The sequence below is a fragment of the Streptomyces sp. C1-1 genome, from assembly GCF_050214755.1.
GTDB lineage: Bacteria > Actinomycetota > Actinomycetes > Streptomycetales > Streptomycetaceae > Streptomyces.
In genome coordinates, this window is record NZ_CP189826.1 from 784,480 (window position 1) to 802,181 (window position 17,702).

A 17,702-nucleotide genomic window follows, 5' to 3' on the forward strand; every position below is an offset into this window, starting at 1 on the left:
TGCGGGGTCCAGATTAGTCGCACCGCAATCAGGAGGACATGTCCGTGAAACCCGAAACCGCGTCCGCGCTCTTCGCCGGACCCTTCGCTCTCGCGACGCTCTCGGCCCCGGACGGGCCTCACTTCCCCGCCCTCGTCACCCCCGACGGCCTCGCTGTCGACCTGCGGTCCGCCTTCGGCGACGAGCGGCTGACCGTGCTGAACCTGCTGGAGGCCTGGCAGACGACGCTGCCGAAGCTGCACGCGTTGGCCGCCGACACCGGTCTCGGCCGGACTCCCCTCGCGGACCTTCACGTGCACGCGCCGGTCGAACCGCGGCAGGTCTTCCAGTCGGGGGCGAACTACCGGCAGCACGTGATCGACCTGCACGTGGCCCACCGCGCGCCCGGTGACGACCGGCCCGAGGCCGAGCGGCGCGCCGAAGCGGCGGAGATCATGGACCGCCGGGCGGCCGAGGACCTGCCGTACGTCTTCATCGGCCTGCCCAGTGCGATCACCGGCCCGTACGACGACGTCGTCCTGCCTGCCTGGGCCGAACAGCCGGACTGGGAGCTGGAGTTGGCGGTGGTGATAGGCCGGGCGGCCCACCAGGTGTCCGTCGAGGAGGCGCCGGCGTACATCGCGGGGTACACGATCGCCAACGACCTCACCGACCGTGCGACCGTCTTCCGCCGCGACATGCCGCAGATCGGCACCGACTGGCTGCGCAGCAAGAACGCGCCGGGCTTCACTCCACTCGGCCCGTGGATCGTGCCCGCCGAGTCGGTCGCCGACCCCGACGAGCTGCGCGTCACGCTGAAGCTCAACGGCGAGACCATGCAGGACGAGTCGACCAAGGACATGATCTTCAAGGTCGCGCGGATGGTGTCGTACGCCTCCCGGACCGCCCGCCTGCTGCCCGGCGACCTGGTGCTGACGGGCAGCCCGGCCGGCAACGGAATGCACTGGGGGCGGCTGCTGCGCGACGGCGACGTCATGGACGGGTCGATCACCGGTCTCGGGGCCCAGCGCACCCGCTGTGTCGCGGAGGCGTCGTGAACCGGCTCGATCCCGAGGGCGCGATCGCCGAGGCCGCCAAGGCGTACTCCAACTGGGGGCGCTGGGGCGAGGACGACCGGCTCGGCACCCTGAACTTCCTCGACGAGGAGAAGCGCCGTGAGGGCGCCACCCTCGTCCGGCGCGGGGCGAGCTTCTCGCTGTCGCAGTCCTTCGACATGAACGGCCCGCAGAAGGGCTGGCGGCGGCGCACCAACCCCGTGCACACCATGCTCGACACCGGTACCGACGCCGCCCTGGGCAACCAGGGCTTCCCGCACGGCATCGGCGGCGCCGACGACGTGATCGCGATGCCGTTGCAGTGCTCCACGCAGTGGGACGGCCTCGGCCACATCTTCGACCACGGCAAGGCCTGGAACGGGCGCCCGGCCGAGAAGGTCGTCACCTCCGACGGCGATCTCGTCACCGGCATCGAGCACATGGCCCCGCATGTCGCCGGGCGCGGCGTGCTGCTGGACGTCGGACGCGTGGTCGGGGACACGGGAGAGCTGCCCGACGGCTTCGCGATCACCCCGGAGCACCTGACAGCCACCGCCGAGGCCCACGGCGTGAGCGTCGGACGCGGCGACATCGTGCTGGTCCGCACCGGCCGGCTCGCCCGGGTGCGCCGCGAGGGCTGGGGCGACTACGCGGGCGGCCCGGCGCCCGGTCTGTCGTTCACCACCGCCGGCTGGCTGCACGGCAGCGAGATCGCCGCGATCGCCACCGACACCTGGGGCTTCGAGGTCCGCCCCAACGAGTTCGAGCACGCCTTCCAGCCCCTGCACCAGGTCGCGATCCCCAACATCGGCCTGCTGATCGGCGAGATGTGGGACCTGGAGGCCCTCGCCGAGGACTGCGCGGCCGACGGCGTGTACGAGTTCTGGCTGACCGCCGCTCCCCTGCCCATCACCGGTGCCGTCGGCTCGCCCGTCAGCCCCGTCGCCGTCAAGTAACCAGCGGAACGAAGGAGTTCCCCGCATGAGCACACCCCGCAGCACACCCCGCGCGGTCCTGGTCATCGGCGGCGGCGCGGCCGGCAACGCCGCGACGATCCTGCTGCGGCGCGCGGGTCTGGCCGTGGACCTGATCGAGGCCAAGGACGACTGGAACGCCACCGCCGGCTCCGGCATCACCCTCCAGGGCAACGCCCTGCGGGTGCTGCGCGAACTGGGCGTCTGGGAGCAGGTCAAGGCCTCCGGCTTCGGGTTCGGGTCCGTCGGCATCACCGCGCCCGACGGCACCGTCCTGCACGTCGCCCGGGACATCCACACCGGCGGTGACGACCTGCCCGCCACCGTCGGCATGCAGCGCCCCCAGCTCCAGCGCATCCTCATCGACGCCGTCCGCGCGAGCGGCGCCTCGGTGCGCCTGGGCACCCGCGCCGAGTCCCTGGAGCAGGACGGCGACGGCGTGACCGTACACTTCACGGACGGCACCCAGGGCCGCTACGACCTGGTGATCGCCGCCGACGGGCTCGGCTCCACGACCCGCGCGGCCATCGGCGTCACCGCCAAGCCCGAACCCACCGGCATGGCCATCTGGCGCGTCGCCGCTCCCCGCCCGGCCGGCGTCACCCGCACCGACCTCGCCTACGGCGGCCCGGCCTACATCGCCGGCTACTGCCCGACGAGCGACACGACGATCTACGCCTACGTCGTCGAGGCCAACCGCGACCGGGCGTCGATACCGCCGCAGACCTACGCCGACGAGATGCGCCGTCTCGCCTCCGCCTACGGCGGCTTCTGGCCGGAGATCACCCCGCACATCACCGACCCGGCGACGGTCAACTACACCTGGTTCGACCGGCTGTTGGTGGAAGGCTCCTGGCACCGCGGCCGGGTCGTCCTGGTCGGCGACGCCGCGCACTGCTGCCCGCCCACCCTCGCACAGGGCGCTGCCCTGTCCCTCGAGGACGCGTGGGTCCTCGCCCAGCTCCTGACCGCATCGGACGACTGGGACGACGCGCTGTTCCAGGCGTACTACGAGCGGCGCATGGCGCGCGTCCGCCCGGTCGTCGAGGCATCTATACAGATCGGGCAGTGGCAGCTGGACGGCGTACGCGACGCGGACCTGCCCGGCCTGATGGGCCGCACCATGACCATGCTCAGGGAGCTGCCGTGACCCCGTCCCCCACCGTCGACATCCACGCCCACCTGCTGCTTCCCGACGTCGAAGCCCTGGTGGAGGGCCTGCCCGGACTGGCCGAGGCCAAGGCGCTGGACGCCCGGCGCAACGGCCCCGCCGCCCTCGCGGTCAACGGCCCCATGGTGCGCGCACGCATCCCGCTGCTGCTCGACGTCACCGCACGGCTGGCCGCGATGGACGCCCAGGGCGTGGACGTCCAACTCGTCAGCCCCTCCCCCTCGCACTACCACTACTGGACGGACGAGGAGACCGCCGAGAAGCTGTACCGACTCGCCAACGAGGCGACCGCAGCGCACTGTTCGGCAGCGCCCAACCGGCTGCGCGGCCTCGGACTCGTACCGCTGCAGCACCCGCACCTGCTGGTGGGCGCGCTCGACCACGCGCTGGAGCAGGGCCTGGCCGGGGTGGAGATCTCCAGCCACGCACCGGGCCGGGAGCTGTCCGACCCGGCGTACGAACCCTTCTGGACGCGGGCCGAGGAGACGGGCGCGCTCGTCTTCCTGCACCCCTTCGGCTGCACGCTCGACGAGCGGCTGGACCGGTGGTACCTGTCCAACACCGTGGGCCAGCCCACCGAGAACGCCGTCGCGCTGTCGCACCTGATCTTCTCCGGCGTGCTGGACAGACATCCGTGGCTGAAGGTGATCGCCGCCCACGGCGGCGGCTACCTGCCCACCCACATCGGCCGCTCCGACCACGCCTGGACGGCCCGCTCCGACGCCGGAACCGGCTGCGCCCATCTGCCCAGCAGCTACCTCAGGCGGCTGTACTTCGACTCACTCGTGCACGACCCGTCGGTGCTGCGGGAGTTGATCCGTGTCGCCGGGCCCGGCCGGGTGCTGCTCGGCTCCGACTTCCCCTTCGACATGGGCACCCGGGACCCGGTCGGTGCCCTGCGCGCGGCCCGCCTGCCCGAGGCCGACTTCGACGCCGTACGCGGTGGCAACGCCGCCGCCCTCCTCTCCCTGGGAGTGACACCATGAGCGCACGTCTTCTCACCCACCTCAGGCACGTCGACCTCGCCGTGCCCGACTACGACAAACAACTCGACTTCTACGCCGGCGTGTGGGGCCTGACCAAGGTCGAAGAGGACTCCGGCATCTCCTTCCTGGCCGCCGAGGGCTCCCCCGAGCAGTACGTCGTCCGGCTGCGCAAGGCCGCCGAGAAGCGCCTCGACCTCGTCTCCTACGGCGCCGCGAGCGCGGCGGACGTCGACACGCTCGCCGAGCGACTCCTGGCCGGTGGCGTGCGGTTGATCTCGCAGCCGGGCAAGGTGGACACCCCCGGCGGCGGTTACGGCTTCCGCTTCTTCGACGTCGACGGCCGCACCATCGAGGTCTCCGCCGACGTCGAGGTGCGCCGGCACCGCAAGATCGAGGAGAAGGAGTCGATCCCCGTCAAGCTGTCCCACGTCGTGCTCAACTCCCCCGACCTGGACCGGACGAGGGACTGGTACGAGCGGCACCTCGGCTTCCGCCTGTCCGACACGCTCAGCTCGCCGCACATGGGCGAGGTCATGCACTTCATGCGGATCTCCAACCAGCACCACTCGATGGCCCTGGCCAAGGGCCCGCACACCTCCCTGCACCATGTCTCGTTCGAGATGCGCGGCCTCGACGAGTACATGCGCGGCTCCGGCCGCGTCATGCGCGCCGGCTTCAAGAAGATCTGGGGCCCGGGCCGGCACATGGCTGGCGACAACACCTTCACCTACTTCCTCGACCCGCACGGCAACACCGTCGAGTACACGACGGAGTTGGAGCTGCTGGACGAGGACACCTGGCACCCGCACGTCTACGACTTCTCCCGGCCCGAGGTCACCGACCAGTGGGGCACCGCCAACGCGATGAACGAACTGATCGCCAAGGAGTCGTTCAACGACCCCGACCGCGGCAGCTTCGTCGCCCCGCCGGTCTGACCCCCTCCCCCGACTCCCGGGGGCACGGCAGCCCTGTCAACTGCCCTGACGCACCGCCCGCCGTGCCCCCGGGCCCAGCCCCGAGCCAGGAGCCGCTCATGCGCTTCGCCGCCTACGAACACCTCGACCGGCGCCGCCTCGCGGTCGTCGACGACGACGGAGTGCTGTACCCGGTGCCCGGCGTCCGCTCGCTCACCGAAGCCCTCGCCGCCGGAGACGGACTGCCCGCACTCCTCGACCTCGGCGCCGCCACCCTCGACGTCCCACCCGGCCCCCACGTCTCCGAGGTACGCCTGCTGCCACCGCTCCAGCCCACCTCGGTACGGGACTTCGTCACCTTCGAGGAACACGTCGAAGGCGTACGACGGTCCGTCGACAGGGCCGCCGGGGTGCCCGAGCAGTGGTACGCCGCCCCCACCTTCTACTTCACCAACCCGCACGCCGTCTACGCCACGGGCGACGACATCCCGATGCCACCCGGCTCCACGGTCCTGGACTTCGAACTGGAGGTCGCCGCCGTCATCGGCCGCGAGGGCCGCGACCTCACCCCCGACCAGGCCCGTGACCACATCGTCGGCTACACCGTCTTCAACGACTGGTCCGCGCGCGACCTGCAGTCCGCCGAGATGAAGGTGGGCCTCGGCCCCTGCAAGGGCAAGGACACCGCCACCACCCTCGGCCCCTACCTCGTCACCGCCGACGAACTGGAGAAGCACCGCGACGCCGACGGCTTCCTGCGCCTCGCGCTGACCGCCGAGGTCAACGGCAAGACCGTCGGCCGTGACCTGCTGTCCAACATGAGCTGGACCTTCGAGGAGATGGTCGCCTACGCCTCCCGCGGCACCCGCGTGCTGCCCGGCGACGTCCTGGGCTCCGGCACCTGCGGCAACGGCGGCTGCCTCGCCGAACTGTGGGGGCTGCGCGGCGAGCAGAGTCCGCCGCCGCTCGAGCCCGGCGACACCGTCACCCTCACCGTCGACGGCCTCGGCACCCTCACCAACACCGTCGTCCCCGGCGCCGAGCCCGTCCCCCTGCCCGCCGGCCGGCGCCGCTCCCGGGAGCGGCCGTGAGCGACCTGCACCCCAAGAGGCTTCTCGGCAAGGTCGTCGTGGTCACCGGCGCTGCCCGCGGTCAGGGCGCGGCCGAGGCTGAGGCCCTCACCCGGGAGGGCGCCCGCGTCATCGCCACCGACGTCGGACCCGCCGACGGCCGCCGACGGCTCGACGTCACCAGCGACAAGGACTGGACGGAGCTCGCCGCCGAGCTGAAGGAGGCGTACGGGCAGGTCCACGGCCTGGTCAACAACGCCGGCATCACCTGGCGTGCCCGGCTCGGCGACGTACGGCCCGAGGACCTCGACCGGGTGCACGCCGTCAACGTCACCGGCCCGCTGCTCGGTATGCAGCACCTCGCCCCGCTCATGCCGCCCGGTTCCTCCGTCGTCAACATCGGCTCCTCTGCGGCCCTCACCGCCCACTACCCGGTCGCCTACACCACGAGCAAGTGGGCCCTGAGGGGCCTGTCGAAGACGGCGGCGCTGGAACTCGGCCCGCGCGGCATCCGCGTCAACACCATCCACCCCGGCTACATCGAGACCGAGATGACCGCCTCCGCCGCCCCGGCCTTCCGCGAGGCGAACATCCGGGAGACCCCGCTGGGCCGCACCGGCACCGTGGACGAGATCACCCCGCTGGTCGTGTTCCTGCTGTCGGACGACTCCTCCTTCATCACCGGCGCCGAGATCCCCGTCGACGGCGGTCTGACCGCACACGGGGGCGTGAAGTCCATCTCGGACACGCTGCTGACGGAGGGCGGCCGGTGAAACGGCTCGACGGCAAGGTGGCCCTGATCTCCGGGACGGCGCGCGGCCAGGGCCGGGCGGCGGCGCTGCGCTTCGCGGCCGAGGGCGCGCTCGTCGTGGGCGGCGACCTACTGCACGAACAGGCCCTCGACACCCAGCGGCTCATCGCCCGCGAGGGCGGCACCGCCCTCACCCCCGGCCCGCTCGACGTCACCGACGAGCACTCCGTCCGCGCCTGGACCGAAGAGGCCGTGGACGCGTTCGGCGGCATCGACATCGTCTACGCCAACGCCGGCGCCGTCCGCTTCGGGGCGATCGCCGACCAGCCGTACGAGGACTTCGCCTTCACCCTGCGCGCCGAGCTCGACTCGGTGTGGCTGACGGTCCGCGCCGCCTGGCCGCACCTGGTGCGCAGCCGCGGCTGCGTCCTCACCGTCGGCTCCACCGCGGGCCTCGCCGGCTCCCTCACCAACCAGCGCACTTCACACTCCGCGTCGAAAGGCGCGGTCATCGCCCTGACCCGCCAACTCGCCGCCGAGGGCGCCCCGTACGGCATTCGCGCCAACTGCGTCAGCCCCGGAATGATCGACACCGACGGCACCCGCGGCGACCTCCTCGCCGACGACCACCCGATGCGCGACATCGCCCGGCACATCCCGCTCGGCCGCGTCGGACTACCCGACGAGGTCGTCAACGCCGCCGTCTTCCTCGCTTCCGACGAAGCCGCGTACATCACGGGCGCCAACCTCGTCGTCGACGGCGGCTGGTCCACCGTCCTGCCCGGCGCGACCCCCTGAAAGGACTCCCCCGCATGAACAAGGTCCGCGCGAGCGCCGCCGAGGCGGTCGCCGACATCCACGACGGCGCCTCGCTGGCCGTCGGCGGCTTCGGCCTCAGCGGCGTACCCGAGACCCTCATCCGCGCCCTGTACGAACAGGGGGCCGGCGACCTGCGGGTCGTCTCCAACAACTGCGGCGTGGACGACCGAGGTCTGGGCATCCTGCTCGCCGCGGGCCGCATCGCCCGGGTCACCGGCTCCTACGTCGGCGAGAACAAGGAGTTCGCCCGCCAGTACCTGTCCGGGGAACTCGAGGTCGAACTGGTGCCGCAGGGCACCCTGGCCGAGCGCCTGCGCGCGGGAGGCGCCGGCATCCCGGCGTTCTACACCCCGGCCGGCGTCGGCACCCAGGTCGCGCGGGGCGGCCTGCCCTGGCGCTACGCCCCCGACGGCTCCGTCGCCGTGGCCTCGCCGCCCAAGGAGACCCGCGACTTCGCGGGCCGCCCGCACCTCCTGGAGCACGGCATCACCACCGACTTCGCCCTCGTACGGGCCTGGCGCGGCGACCGTCACGGCAACCTCCGCTTCCGCAGGGCCGCCGCGAACTTCAACCCCCTTGCGGCCATGGCCGGCCGCGTCACCGTCGCCGAGGTGGAGGAACTGGTCGAACCGGGCGACCTGCGCCCCGACGACATCCACCTGCCCGGCGTGTTCGTGCAGCGCGTGGTGGAACTGACGGCCGCTCAGGCCGCCGACAAGCAGATCGAGAAGAGGACGGTACGTTCCTGATGGCCTGGACCCGCGACCAGATGGCCGCCCGTGCCGCCGCCGAACTCACCGACGGTTCCTACGTCAACCTCGGCATCGGCCTGCCCACCCTGATCCCCGGCCACCTCCCGCCCGGCGTGCACGTCACCCTGCACTCCGAGAACGGCATCCTCGGCACCGGCCCCTACCCCACCGACGACGAGGTCGACCCCGACCTCATCAACGCGGGCAAGGAGACCGTCACCGTGCTGCCCGGCGCCGCCTTCTTCGACTCCGCCCTCTCCTTCGGCATGATCCGCGGCGGTCACATCGACACCGCCGTGCTGGGCGCCATGCAGGTCTCGGCCACCGGCGACCTCGCCAACTGGATGATCCCCGGCAGGATGGTCAAGGGCATGGGAGGCGCCATGGACCTCGTCCACGGCGCCCGCCGCGTCATCGTCCTCATGGAGCACACCGCCAAGGACGGCAGCCCCAAGATCCTCAAGGAGTGCACCCTCCCGCTCACCGGCGAACGGTGCGTCCACCGGATCATCACCGACCTGGCCGTCCTCGACGTCACGCCCGCAGGTCTGAGCCTGATCGAGACCGCTCCGGGCGTCACGGTGGAGGAGGTCATCGCCCACACCGACGCACCGCTACGGCTCGACCGGTCGGCGGCGGCCCGCTGATCGGCGGTCGGCTCGGCTCAACGTCTTTACACGGCAGGGCTGTTGGTCTCCGCTCCTGGTCACCGCCCGCAGGATGCGCCCCGCCCGGTTTCGGTGCATGGCCGAGGCGGGGCGTGGAAGGGTAAGTATGTTCAGCGGGCAATTAGCTCGGACATATGAGGCACCTGGCCTGCGGGGGAATCAGTGGCACTTACCGCGAGTTGGAGCACCGACCATGCACTCCACCCCCCATGTGCGCTTCCACGTACTCGGTCCCCTCGAGATCTGGGCGGGAGACAGACGGATCAGACCTGGTGGCCCTGTCAACGAACGCGTACTCGCCATGCTGCTGCTTGAGGCGGGACGGATCGTTCCCGTCTCGCGGCTGATCGAGGCGGTCTGGGAGGAGGAGCCGCCGTCCACGGCGGTCCACCAGATCCGCAAGGCGGTCGCCGAACTGCGCCGGCGGTTACCTTCCGGGCACGAGTTCATCGTCACCGAACCGCCGGGATACCGCGTGATGCTCGAGGACGGCCAGTCGGATCTGCGGATGTTCGACATCCGGATGCGCCGCGCGCAGGAAGCCCGCACCGAAGGGCTTCTTGACAACGCTGTCATGCAGTTGAAAGCCGGACTGGACTCCTGGCGCGGTCCCATCCTCGGCGGCACGGGCGGCCCCCTCATCGACGCCGCTGCGGCTGCGTGGGAGGAGAAGCGCCTGACCGCCACCGAGCAGTGCTTCGAACTCCGCCTCGATCTCGGCGAGGCGAGCGGGCTCATCGGCGAACTGCGCGAGGCCGTGACCGCGCACCCCTACCGGGAGGTGCTGCGCGGCCACCTGCTGCTCGCCCTCTACCGCGCCGGACGACAGGCGGAGGCGCTGGAGGAGTACACGCGGCTGCGGACCTCGCTGGCGGAGGAACTCGGCATCGACCCCGGCCCCAAACTGGCCGCCCTGTACGAGCAGATCCTGCGCGCCGACCCGGAGCTGGACGCCCCACCGCTCGCCCACGACACCGCCGAGCCGCCGTTCGCGGTCGCCGGGACCGCCCCCTGCACGCTGCCGTACGACCTCGCGGACTTCACCGGCCGCCACGAGGAGATACAGCGGCTCGTCACCGCGCCGTCCCCCACGGGCGACCGCACCAGCCCGCGCATCCTGCTCGTCGACGGAATGGGCGGAAGCGGCAAGACGGCCCTGGCCGTGCACGCGGCGCACCGTCTGGCCGACACCTATCCCGACGGGCAGCTCTACGTCGACCTCCGCGGCTTCACCCCCGGGGAGGAACCCCTCTCCCCGGCAACGGCGCTCGGCGTACTGCTGCGGGCGATGGGGGTGGCCGGCAAGTCCGTACCCGACGACGTGCTCAGCCGCGTCGCGCTGTGGCGGGTCACCAGCGCCCGCCGACGGCTGCTGCTGGTCCTGGACAACGCCGTCGACGCGGCACAGGTACGCCCGCTGCTGCCCGCCTCTCCCGGCAGTCTGGTCCTGATCACCAGCCGGGTCCGGCTGCCCGAACTGGAGGGCGCCGAAGGGCTCTCCCTGGGGCTGTTGTCCGAGGAGGACAGCGTCGAGATGGTGCGCAGCATACTCGGCGCCGACCGGGTGGCCGCCGAACCGGACGCCGCCGCGCACCTGGTCCGGCTGTGCGGCAGGCTTCCGCTCGCCTTGCGGGTGTCGGCCGCCCGTCTGCGCAAGCGTCCCCACTGGACGCTGCGCCACCTGACCGAACGGCTCGGCGACGACTCCCGCATCATGGGCGAACTGGAGTCCGGGGACCGCAGCGTGGCAACGGCGCTGCGGATGTCGTACGACGCCATGAAACCCGAACACCGCGCCCACTTCCGGCTGTTGAGCCTGTATCCGGGAGTCGACTTCGCGGTGCCGGTCGCCGCCGCCCTTCTGGACACCGATCCGCACAGCGCCGAGCGGATCCTGGAGTACCTGCTGGACGTGCATCTGCTGCAGGAGTTCGAGTTCGGCCGGTACTCCTTCCACGACCTGGTGCACAGCTTCGCCCACACGCTGACGGCCGCCGACGACGCCCCACAGCGCTCCGACGCGGTGCGGCGACTGGCTGCCCGCATGGTCGCCGACCTGGAGCGCGCGTGTGATGCCCTGTTCCCCGGACGGGTGCGTTACGGCTGCGCCCCGCCCACCGAGGCGACAGCACCGGGCCTGCGCCCCGAGGAGGCGCAGCGGTGGTTCGCCCAGGAGTGGCGAAACGTCGTGGCGGTCGTCCATCTCGCCGACCAGCACGGCCTGCACCGGCACGCCGCGTGGCTCAGTCGCGGCGTCGGCTTCCATCTGCACGCCCAGAACCACTTCTCCGATTTCGAGCACACGGCCCGTCTGGCCGTGGACAGCGCCCGCAAGGAGGGCGATCCGGAGCTGCTGTGCGTATCGCTGATCAACCAGGCGGTCGCCCAGTGGCAGCGTGACCTGTTCCAGGAGGGCATCGCCTCGTCCGAGGAGGCGCTGGAGGTCGCGGCCACCCTGGAGGACCCCCGCACCGAGGCGGCCTGCCTGAGCCGGCTCGGCGTGCTGTGCACCAGCGTCGGACGCCTGCGGGAGGCCGTCGGATACCTGGCGCGTGCGAGCGAGGCGCATCGCGCGCTCGGCTCCGCCCGGGAGGAGGCACAAGCCCTGGCCAACCTGTGCTTCGCCAGGGAGCGCCTGGGGCGTCTGCCCGAGGCCGTGCAGGCCGGGCAGCGGGCCGCCGCACTGGCCCGCGACACCGGTGACGCGGGGATCGAGGTGACCGCGCTGGCCAATCTGTCGCTCGCCCATCTCGGCCTGGAGCGGCTCGATGCGGCGGCCGAGTGCCTGGACCGGGCCCGGGCGCTGTGCGAACCGCTGCGCGCACCGGCGCTGACCTCGCTGGTGCTGTGCAACCTGGCCGAGGCGGAGCTGCGGGCGGGGCGACCGGACACGGCTCACGAGCACGCGGTGAACGCGCTGGACCTGGCCCGCGGCCACGGCTCGCAGGCCAGACAGGCCGCGGCCGAGAACGTGCTGGGCCGGATCGACGGTGCGCGCGGGGAGTACCGACGGTCCGTGGACCGCCACCGGGCCGCGCTGGAGCGGGCCACGGGCATCGGGCTGCGCACGGAGATGGTACGGGCGCACCAGGGCCTGGCCCAGTCCCTGCGTGCCCTGGGCGACGGGACCGCCGCCGACGAGCACGTCTTCGCGGCGCAGGAGCACGCCGCGGCGATGGCGTTGGGCACGAGGGCGGAAATGGACCCGGCCGCCGGGCCCTGAGTGTGACGCGTCAGGGCGCGGCGGCCGGAAGCGGGCGGGCGGTGACGGATTCGGTGGTCAGGGCGCGGAGCCGGCCACGACGTCACCGCCCGGCACGTGCGCCGTCGTTGTCCGGGCCGCCCGCGTTGCGGACGGGCGGCCCGCGGCCGGGGGCAGCCGTGCGGCGATCAGCCGGGACAGGGCCGCCGCCCGGGCCGCCCGCGGGCCCGACGGCAGCGTGACGAACTCCGTGCCGGACGTGGAGTGACGGCACCACGTCCGCAGACCGGACCCGTCGAACCGCGCCGACGTCCGGTCGGTGCAGACCACGAGCCGGCTCTCGGTGACCGTGCGGCGCACGTCGGCCGGGACCGGCGACACCGTAGTGCGGCCGGGGGCGACCGCGTCCGACACGAACAGGGTGGTGCAGACGGCGTGCCCGAGCGCCCTCTCGAGCACTCCCGCAAGCGCGAGGCCCAGGTAAGCGCCCGTTCCCCAGCCGTGCACCGCGAACGGGCCGCGCACGCCCGCGTCGCGTACCTGACGGGCGAGGACCTCCGGCGGGCCGGGCGGCGTGGACGCCCCTGTGCCGGGGCGCAGCACGACCGGCCGGAGGGCGGCGGGCAGGGCACGGACCAGACCGGCCACCTCCGCCACCGGGGTGTCCGGTCCCGGCAGGAGAACCAGCGGAAACCGCTCCTGGTACACCGTCATCACGGTTTCCTCCCGGCCCGGGGCGCGACGGCTGTCAGTGAGTGGGGCCGACATCGGTGGCCAGGACCAGGCTGCGTCCGTCGACGGCGTGCGCACCGGCGGATCCCGCCGTGGCACCCGCCCAGCCGATCACCGCCGTCATGACCACGGCCAGTGCTCCATGTCCCAACCACCGCATGTCGCGTTCCTTTCAGCTGCCCGTTCTCGATGTGCCACCACCTTGCGACCGACTGATCCCGACGACATCCCGGTCCGATACCGCCGGGTTACCCGGCAGGTCAGAGCCCCCCTCACCGAGGACGCCGTCGGCACCGTCCGCGCAGGACTCGCTCCCCGGGCCCGCCTGGCGGTATGGCCTGCCGTGTCCCCCGACATCGACACCGGCCTCGCGGCGCTGCCCACCGACGGCCTCATCGAAGGCGTCTGGGAGGACGCGGACGGCCGCATCCTCAGCGCCATCGCCGACGAGGACGACTTCCCGGAGCTCACCGCGCGGATGTCCCGTGCCACCGCCGCCGCACTCCTGCCCGTCTACGCGGACGAACGCGTGCCTCTGTTCACCGCCGTCATGCCCGACGACGGAGTCCTCCGGGCTCGCTGGCGGCCCGAAGCGACGCCCGACGACCGGCGCTGGGCTCTGCGGCGCCAGCGGAGCTGAGTCAGGGCGGGTCATGGGGCACCTCCCCGCGCGCGAACAAGTACGCCTGTGTCAGCAGGAGTTCGACGACGGCCGACTCCGTCTCGTCACGCGGGCCGTAGACCAGCAGCGAACCGCGCGGTACGACGGTCACGCCCCACCCCGCCGCGACCGCCCACCGCGCCCACCGGCCGGGCAGCATCAGGTGCACGCTCCCGTCGTACGGCGGATGCACGTGCCCGAACTCCGAACCGGCCAGGAACGCCTCGGCCGGCCCATGGGCGAGGACCGGCGCGAGATGAAAAGCGCAGGTCCCCCGTACGCAGACGTACGAGGGACCCGTGCGGACCCCGTCGAGTGCGGCGACGGCGTCGACGAGCCGCTGTCTGAGCGCGGCCGGTGCCGGGTCGGTCAGCTGCTCCACCGGATCACCGGTCACGACCAGCGGGGCGGCGCCCCGGCGTGACGGCAGAGGCATGCCCGCTCACCCTCCTCCCGTCCGGCTGCCGGTCACGGCGGCACCCTGCGGATCGCCGCCCCGCGCGGCGCCGGACCCGGATGGCGGCTCACCGGTTCTTCACCCCGCCGCGACGCCCGCGGCGGGCGGTGTCTCGGCGAGCCGGAAGCCCATGGCGTAGATGTCCCGCCGGTACCAGCCGTGCCGGCGGCGGCAGCGGGCCAGGTCGGCGTAGCGGGTGAAGCTGCCGCCGCGGGCCACCCGGTAGGTGGCGTCGGTGTCGGCGTGCAGGTCGTCGGCGACGTACTGGCCACCCGGGTAGGGGCGGTAGTCGTCGGCGACGTACTCCTCGACGTTGCCGGCCATGTCGTACGCGCCGAACAGGCTGCGTCCTGCCGGGTACATGCCGACCGGGGTGGTGGTCAGGGGCCCGTACTCCACGGTGTTGGCCAGGTCCGCGCCGGGCTCCTCGCCCCACGGGTACGCGCGCCCGTCACCGCCCGAGGCCGCGTACTCCCATTCCGCCTCGGTCGGCAGCCTGAAGGCGCGTCCGGTGCGGCGGGCGAGCCAGGCCGCGTACGCGTCGGCGTCCTGCGGGGACACGCTCCACACCGGGTGGTTGGCCAGGTGGGCGGGGTACACGCCGAAGCGCCAGGAGGTGGGCAGCCCGGCCTCCGGGTTCTCGGTCAGGAACAGCCGGTACTCCGCGTTGGTGACGGGGTGGCGGGCGATGCGGAAGGCGGCGATGTCGGCGTCGTACTCCGGTGCCTCCTTCGCGATCCACGCGCGCGTGACGCCCAGATGCCGCCAGGCGGCGGCGACGGCGTCGACCCGGTCGGCCGCCAGGCCCAGCCGCACCCGTGCGGCCGGGACGTCCGCCATCGCCGGTGCCAGCGGGTCGATGCGGGGATCGCCCAGCAGGGCGAGGAGTTGACCCGCGGCCAGCCGAAGCAGCCAGTCGGCCTCCGGGTCGGCCACCCGCGCGGCCAGCTCCTGCGGGTCCTTGCCCGCGAGCGTGCGGGTCAGCCGCCGCAGCCGGTCCTGGTCGACGCGGTCGGTGAAGGCCGCGGACAGCCCCATCGCCGTGCGGTCGTCCAGCTGGTTGGGGTTGACGACGAGGGTGTCGGCCGTGGTCATGGGGCCGGCTCCGGCTGCGGCTGGAGCGGGTAGACCCGGCCGTCGTAGGAGGAGGCGAGGAAGCGGCCGCGGGCGGCGTCGTAGTGCAGGCTGGAGATGCCCGCCGTGGTGGGCCGCCATACGTGCGGCCAGTCCCCGGTGGTCACGTCGTACACGGCCACCGTGCCCGCGTACGAGCCCGTCGCCACCAGGCGGCCGTCCGTGGAGGCGGCGACGCACTTGACGGAGTGGTCGTGCGGCGTGGGCACGGTACGGCTGGTGTGGCCGTCCCAGATCCGCAGGGTCAGGTCCCGGCTGACGCTGGCGAAGCGGCCGCCCGGCAGCGGGGCGCAGCCGTTCGCGATCCGCGCGTGGGCCTCGTCGACGCGGCCGGTCTCGGTGAACGTCTCCAGCGAGAACCAGGACACCGAGGCGTCCGCGCACACCGCGAACAGCGTGTCGCCGGAGACCGCGACGCCCTTGACCGCGTTGGTGTGCAGCGGCAGCGTCGCGACGTGCTCGGGGTCCTGTCCCTCGCGGACGGCGAACACCAGGCCCTCTCCCGTGTAGGCGCCGACCACCACGTGCGGCACGCCGTCGCGGGTGAAGGCGGCGGCACAGTTCAGCGGTGAGCGGTGCTGGTGCAGGACGCGGCCGTCGCGGGCGTCGAAGACCCGGCCGAGCTGGCCGCCGGTCAAAACCCGGTCGCCGACCTCCACGAGGAAGTTGCACAGGCTGCCGGTGGTGGCGCGCTGCTGTCCGTCGACCCACACGATTCCGGCGTCGCCGGTCGTCCAGACCGCGCCGTCGGCGGTGGTGACGACGGCGTTGACGCACGCGGTGGGCTCCACTCCCGTCAGGTCCCAGGTGCCGTCGGTGACGCGGTACACGGCGTAGGACGAGCCGAAGGTGCCGAAGACGAGCGTGGCGTCGTCGAGGAAGGCGCACGAGCGGGCCCACACCTCGGCGGGGAACTCGGCGGTGTGCGTGAGCCTGAGCCCGGCGTCCGCGTCGGAGGCGTCCCACACCCGCAGGGTGCGGTCGTAGCTGAGGCTGACCAGGGACTCGGTGGCCGCGTTGTACACCAGCCGCTTGATGCCGGCCTCGTGGGCGGGGGCCTTGCCGGTGCGGCCGTCGGCGATGGTGATGATCTCGCCGTCGTCGTTGCCCGCGTACACCACGCCGGCCCGGGTGATCGCGATGGTGTCGGTCTCCACACCGCCGAGGTCGACCTCGCCGACCATGCCGCCGGCCGCCAGGGACCAGCGCTTGACGGTGCCGTCGTCGCTGGAGGTCAGCAGTTCGTCGCCGTCCCCCAGCCAGGCGACGGAGATGACGTCGGCGGTGTGTCCCTCGAACCGGGCCACCAGCGCGCCCGTGAGGTCGTACACACGCACCAGGTGGTCCCGGGAGGCGGTGGCGACCAGGTCCCGGGTGGGGTGGAAGACGGACATCTCCACGTCGTCCTTGTGGTCGCTCAGGACGGCGCGCAGCTTCAGGTCGGGCACCGACCACAGCCGGGCGGTGTAGTCGCTCGACGAGGTCAGCAGCAGCGTCCCGTCGGGGCTGAAGGCGACCTGGTTGGCCAGGTGGTCGTGGACGGCGCGGGCCAGCGGCAGCCGTGCCGCCGCGTCCCACAGGATGACCTGGTTGTCGTAGCCGGCCGTGGCCACGTACGCGCCGCCGAAGGCCGCGACGCCGCTGATCGGCCCGTGATGGCGTATCACGCTGACTCCTCCAGTCGGATGGTGTGCGAGGTGCGGGCGACCTTCGCCGTCAGGTAGCCGGTGTTGTGCGGGTTGACGAAGACGCCCGTGGCGACGGTGCGCCGCACCCGGATGCCGTAACGGCGCAGCTGCTCGCACTTGTTGGGGTTGTTGGTGAGCAGGTCGATCTCCTCGTGGCCCAGAGCGAGCAGCATCTGCGCGGCCGCCGCGTAGTCGCGCATGTCCTCGCCCAGTCCCAGGGCCCGGTTGGCCTCGTAGGTGTCCAGGCCGCGGTCCTGCAGCCCGTACGCGTCGAGCTTGTTGTACAGGCCGATGCCGCGCCCTTCCTGACGCAGGTACAGCAGCAGCCCGCCGGCGGTGTCGATCATGCGCAGTGCCTCGCGCAGCTGGGGGCCGCAGTCGCAGCGGGCGGAGCCGAACACGTCGCCGGTCAGGCACTCGGAGTGCACCCGCACCAGCGGCACGCCGTCCTGGACGGTCCCCAGGCGCAGCGCCAGGTGCTCGCGCCCGTCCACCAGCCCGCGGAAGGTCATGACGCGGGCGGTGATCGGGTCTCCCGTTGCCGGGTAGAGGGGGATGCGCACGCTCTGGCGCACCTCCGCCCGCGGCGGCGGGTCACCGGCGCCGTCGCGGTGGCGCAGCGCGGGCACGGAGGGGGCCCGGAGGCCGGTGGTGCGGGTGTCGCCAGGTATGTGGGGCATGTCTTCCTC

The 17,702-nt window shown here is 72.6% G+C and carries 18 protein-coding genes; 12 read left to right on the plus strand and 6 right to left on the minus strand.

Translation table 11 applies throughout. The features are described from left to right. The first annotated feature begins 38 nt into the window (after positions 1–38). The 11 genes from ACQF4J_RS03485 (at position 39) to ACQF4J_RS03535 (ending at position 12,362) form a co-directional block, all read left to right on the plus strand. A complete protein-coding gene (locus ACQF4J_RS03485; protein WP_351570165.1) occupies positions 39–1,037 on the plus strand; it encodes a fumarylacetoacetate hydrolase family protein in 999 nt (332 codons plus the stop codon). Continuing rightward, positions 1,034–1,990: a cyclase family protein gene (locus ACQF4J_RS03490; protein ID WP_351570168.1), complete on the plus strand. Its 957-nt coding sequence runs from the start codon at positions 1,034–1,036 to the stop codon at positions 1,988–1,990. Before ACQF4J_RS03485 ends, ACQF4J_RS03490 begins: the two co-directional genes overlap by 4 nt. Positions 1,991–2,015: 25 nt before the next feature. Further along, the gene (locus ACQF4J_RS03495; protein ID WP_427164498.1) at positions 2,016–3,158 is read left to right on the plus strand and encodes an FAD-dependent oxidoreductase; all 1,143 of its coding nucleotides are present in this window, start codon (positions 2,016–2,018) and stop codon (positions 3,156–3,158) included. Continuing rightward, positions 3,155–4,165 (plus strand): amidohydrolase family protein, encoded by a 1,011-nt coding sequence (locus ACQF4J_RS03500; protein WP_351570173.1) that lies wholly within the window; start codon positions 3,155–3,157, stop codon positions 4,163–4,165. Before ACQF4J_RS03495 ends, ACQF4J_RS03500 begins: the two co-directional genes overlap by 4 nt. Beyond that, on the plus strand, positions 4,162–5,100 hold the full coding sequence (locus ACQF4J_RS03505) for a VOC family protein (RefSeq protein WP_351570176.1): 939 nt from the start codon (positions 4,162–4,164) through the stop codon (positions 5,098–5,100). Before ACQF4J_RS03500 ends, ACQF4J_RS03505 begins: the two co-directional genes overlap by 4 nt. Positions 5,101–5,198: 98 nt before the next feature. Next, positions 5,199–6,170 carry a fumarylacetoacetate hydrolase family protein gene (locus ACQF4J_RS03510; protein WP_351570179.1) on the plus strand — a complete coding sequence of 324 codons (972 nt, stop codon included), beginning with the start codon at positions 5,199–5,201 and terminating at the stop codon, positions 6,168–6,170. Next, complete coding sequence (locus tag ACQF4J_RS03515) at positions 6,167–6,922, plus strand: SDR family NAD(P)-dependent oxidoreductase (protein WP_427164501.1); 756 nt, start codon at positions 6,167–6,169, stop codon at positions 6,920–6,922. Before ACQF4J_RS03510 ends, ACQF4J_RS03515 begins: the two co-directional genes overlap by 4 nt. Then, a complete protein-coding gene (locus ACQF4J_RS03520; protein ID WP_351570185.1) occupies positions 6,919–7,698 on the plus strand; it encodes an SDR family NAD(P)-dependent oxidoreductase in 780 nt (259 codons plus the stop codon). The genes ACQF4J_RS03515 and ACQF4J_RS03520 overlap by 4 nt, the downstream gene beginning before the upstream one ends. A gap of 14 nt (positions 7,699–7,712) precedes the next feature. Next, on the plus strand, positions 7,713–8,468 hold the full coding sequence (locus tag ACQF4J_RS03525) for a CoA transferase subunit A (RefSeq protein WP_427164504.1): 756 nt from the start codon (positions 7,713–7,715) through the stop codon (positions 8,466–8,468). After that, a complete protein-coding gene (locus ACQF4J_RS03530; RefSeq protein ID WP_351570191.1) occupies positions 8,468–9,118 on the plus strand; it encodes a CoA transferase subunit B in 651 nt (216 codons plus the stop codon). The genes ACQF4J_RS03525 and ACQF4J_RS03530 overlap by 1 nt, the downstream gene beginning before the upstream one ends. 214 nt (positions 9,119–9,332) lie before the next feature. Then, the gene (locus ACQF4J_RS03535) at positions 9,333–12,362 is read left to right on the plus strand and encodes a BTAD domain-containing putative transcriptional regulator (protein ID WP_427164507.1); all 3,030 of its coding nucleotides are present in this window, start codon (positions 9,333–9,335) and stop codon (positions 12,360–12,362) included. A 57-nt stretch (positions 12,363–12,419) separates the two neighbouring features. Here the strand turns inward: ACQF4J_RS03535 and ACQF4J_RS03540 are convergent, their stop codons facing one another. Next, positions 12,420–13,055 (minus strand): hypothetical protein, encoded by a 636-nt coding sequence (locus ACQF4J_RS03540; protein ID WP_351801110.1) that lies wholly within the window; start codon positions 13,053–13,055, stop codon positions 12,420–12,422. A 34-nt stretch (positions 13,056–13,089) separates the two neighbouring features. Next, positions 13,090–13,233 carry a hypothetical protein gene (locus tag ACQF4J_RS03545; protein ID WP_351584934.1) on the minus strand — a complete coding sequence of 48 codons (144 nt, stop codon included), beginning with the start codon at positions 13,231–13,233 and terminating at the stop codon, positions 13,090–13,092. Between the two features lie 183 nt (positions 13,234–13,416). Between ACQF4J_RS03545 and ACQF4J_RS03550 the strand changes: the two genes are divergently transcribed. Continuing rightward, positions 13,417–13,713, plus strand: coding sequence for a hypothetical protein (locus ACQF4J_RS03550; RefSeq protein WP_427164509.1), 297 nt, complete (start codon positions 13,417–13,419; stop codon positions 13,711–13,713). A gap of 1 nt (position 13,714) precedes the next feature. On the opposite strand, the gene ACQF4J_RS03555 is transcribed toward ACQF4J_RS03550, so the two are convergent. From ACQF4J_RS03555 to ACQF4J_RS03570, 4 genes are all read right to left on the minus strand, one after another. Beyond that, a complete protein-coding gene (locus ACQF4J_RS03555; RefSeq protein WP_351584944.1) occupies positions 13,715–14,170 on the minus strand; it encodes a luciferase family protein in 456 nt (151 codons plus the stop codon). A gap of 99 nt (positions 14,171–14,269) precedes the next feature. Beyond that, the gene (locus ACQF4J_RS03560) at positions 14,270–15,286 is read right to left on the minus strand and encodes a formylglycine-generating enzyme family protein (protein ID WP_427164511.1); all 1,017 of its coding nucleotides are present in this window, start codon (positions 15,284–15,286) and stop codon (positions 14,270–14,272) included. Next, a complete protein-coding gene (locus tag ACQF4J_RS03565) occupies positions 15,283–16,992 on the minus strand; it encodes a WD40 repeat domain-containing protein (RefSeq protein WP_427164513.1) in 1,710 nt (569 codons plus the stop codon). The genes ACQF4J_RS03560 and ACQF4J_RS03565 overlap by 4 nt, the downstream gene beginning before the upstream one ends. Then, positions 16,989–17,693: a GTP cyclohydrolase II gene (locus ACQF4J_RS03570; protein WP_142146070.1), complete on the minus strand. Its 705-nt coding sequence runs from the start codon at positions 17,691–17,693 to the stop codon at positions 16,989–16,991. The genes ACQF4J_RS03565 and ACQF4J_RS03570 overlap by 4 nt, the downstream gene beginning before the upstream one ends. Positions 17,694–17,702: the final 9 nt, after the last annotated feature.

Bases quoted from the DNA above. Each gene is read 5' to 3' on its own strand.
- ACQF4J_RS03485 (WP_351570165.1), top strand. From the start codon at position 39: ATGTCCGTGAAACCCGAAACCGCGTCCGCGCTCTTCGCCGGACCCTTC.
- ACQF4J_RS03540 (WP_351801110.1), bottom strand. From the start codon at position 13,055: ATGACGGTGTACCAGGAGCGGTTTCCGCTGGTTCTCCTGCCGGGACCG.
- ACQF4J_RS03535 (WP_427164507.1), top strand. From the start codon at position 9,333: ATGCACTCCACCCCCCATGTGCGCTTCCACGTACTCGGTCCCCTCGAG.
- ACQF4J_RS03555 (WP_351584944.1), bottom strand. From the start codon at position 14,170: ATGCCTCTGCCGTCACGCCGGGGCGCCGCCCCGCTGGTCGTGACCGGT.
- ACQF4J_RS03525 (WP_427164504.1), top strand. From the start codon at position 7,713: ATGAACAAGGTCCGCGCGAGCGCCGCCGAGGCGGTCGCCGACATCCAC.
- ACQF4J_RS03505 (WP_351570176.1), top strand. From the start codon at position 4,162: ATGAGCGCACGTCTTCTCACCCACCTCAGGCACGTCGACCTCGCCGTG.
- ACQF4J_RS03510 (WP_351570179.1), top strand. From the start codon at position 5,199: ATGCGCTTCGCCGCCTACGAACACCTCGACCGGCGCCGCCTCGCGGTC.
- ACQF4J_RS03560 (WP_427164511.1), bottom strand. From the start codon at position 15,286: ATGACCACGGCCGACACCCTCGTCGTCAACCCCAACCAGCTGGACGAC.
- ACQF4J_RS03545 (WP_351584934.1), bottom strand. From the start codon at position 13,233: ATGCGGTGGTTGGGACATGGAGCACTGGCCGTGGTCATGACGGCGGTG.
- ACQF4J_RS03530 (WP_351570191.1), top strand. From the start codon at position 8,468: ATGGCCTGGACCCGCGACCAGATGGCCGCCCGTGCCGCCGCCGAACTC.
- ACQF4J_RS03495 (WP_427164498.1), top strand. From the start codon at position 2,016: ATGAGCACACCCCGCAGCACACCCCGCGCGGTCCTGGTCATCGGCGGC.
- ACQF4J_RS03570 (WP_142146070.1), bottom strand. From the start codon at position 17,693: ATGCCCCACATACCTGGCGACACCCGCACCACCGGCCTCCGGGCCCCC.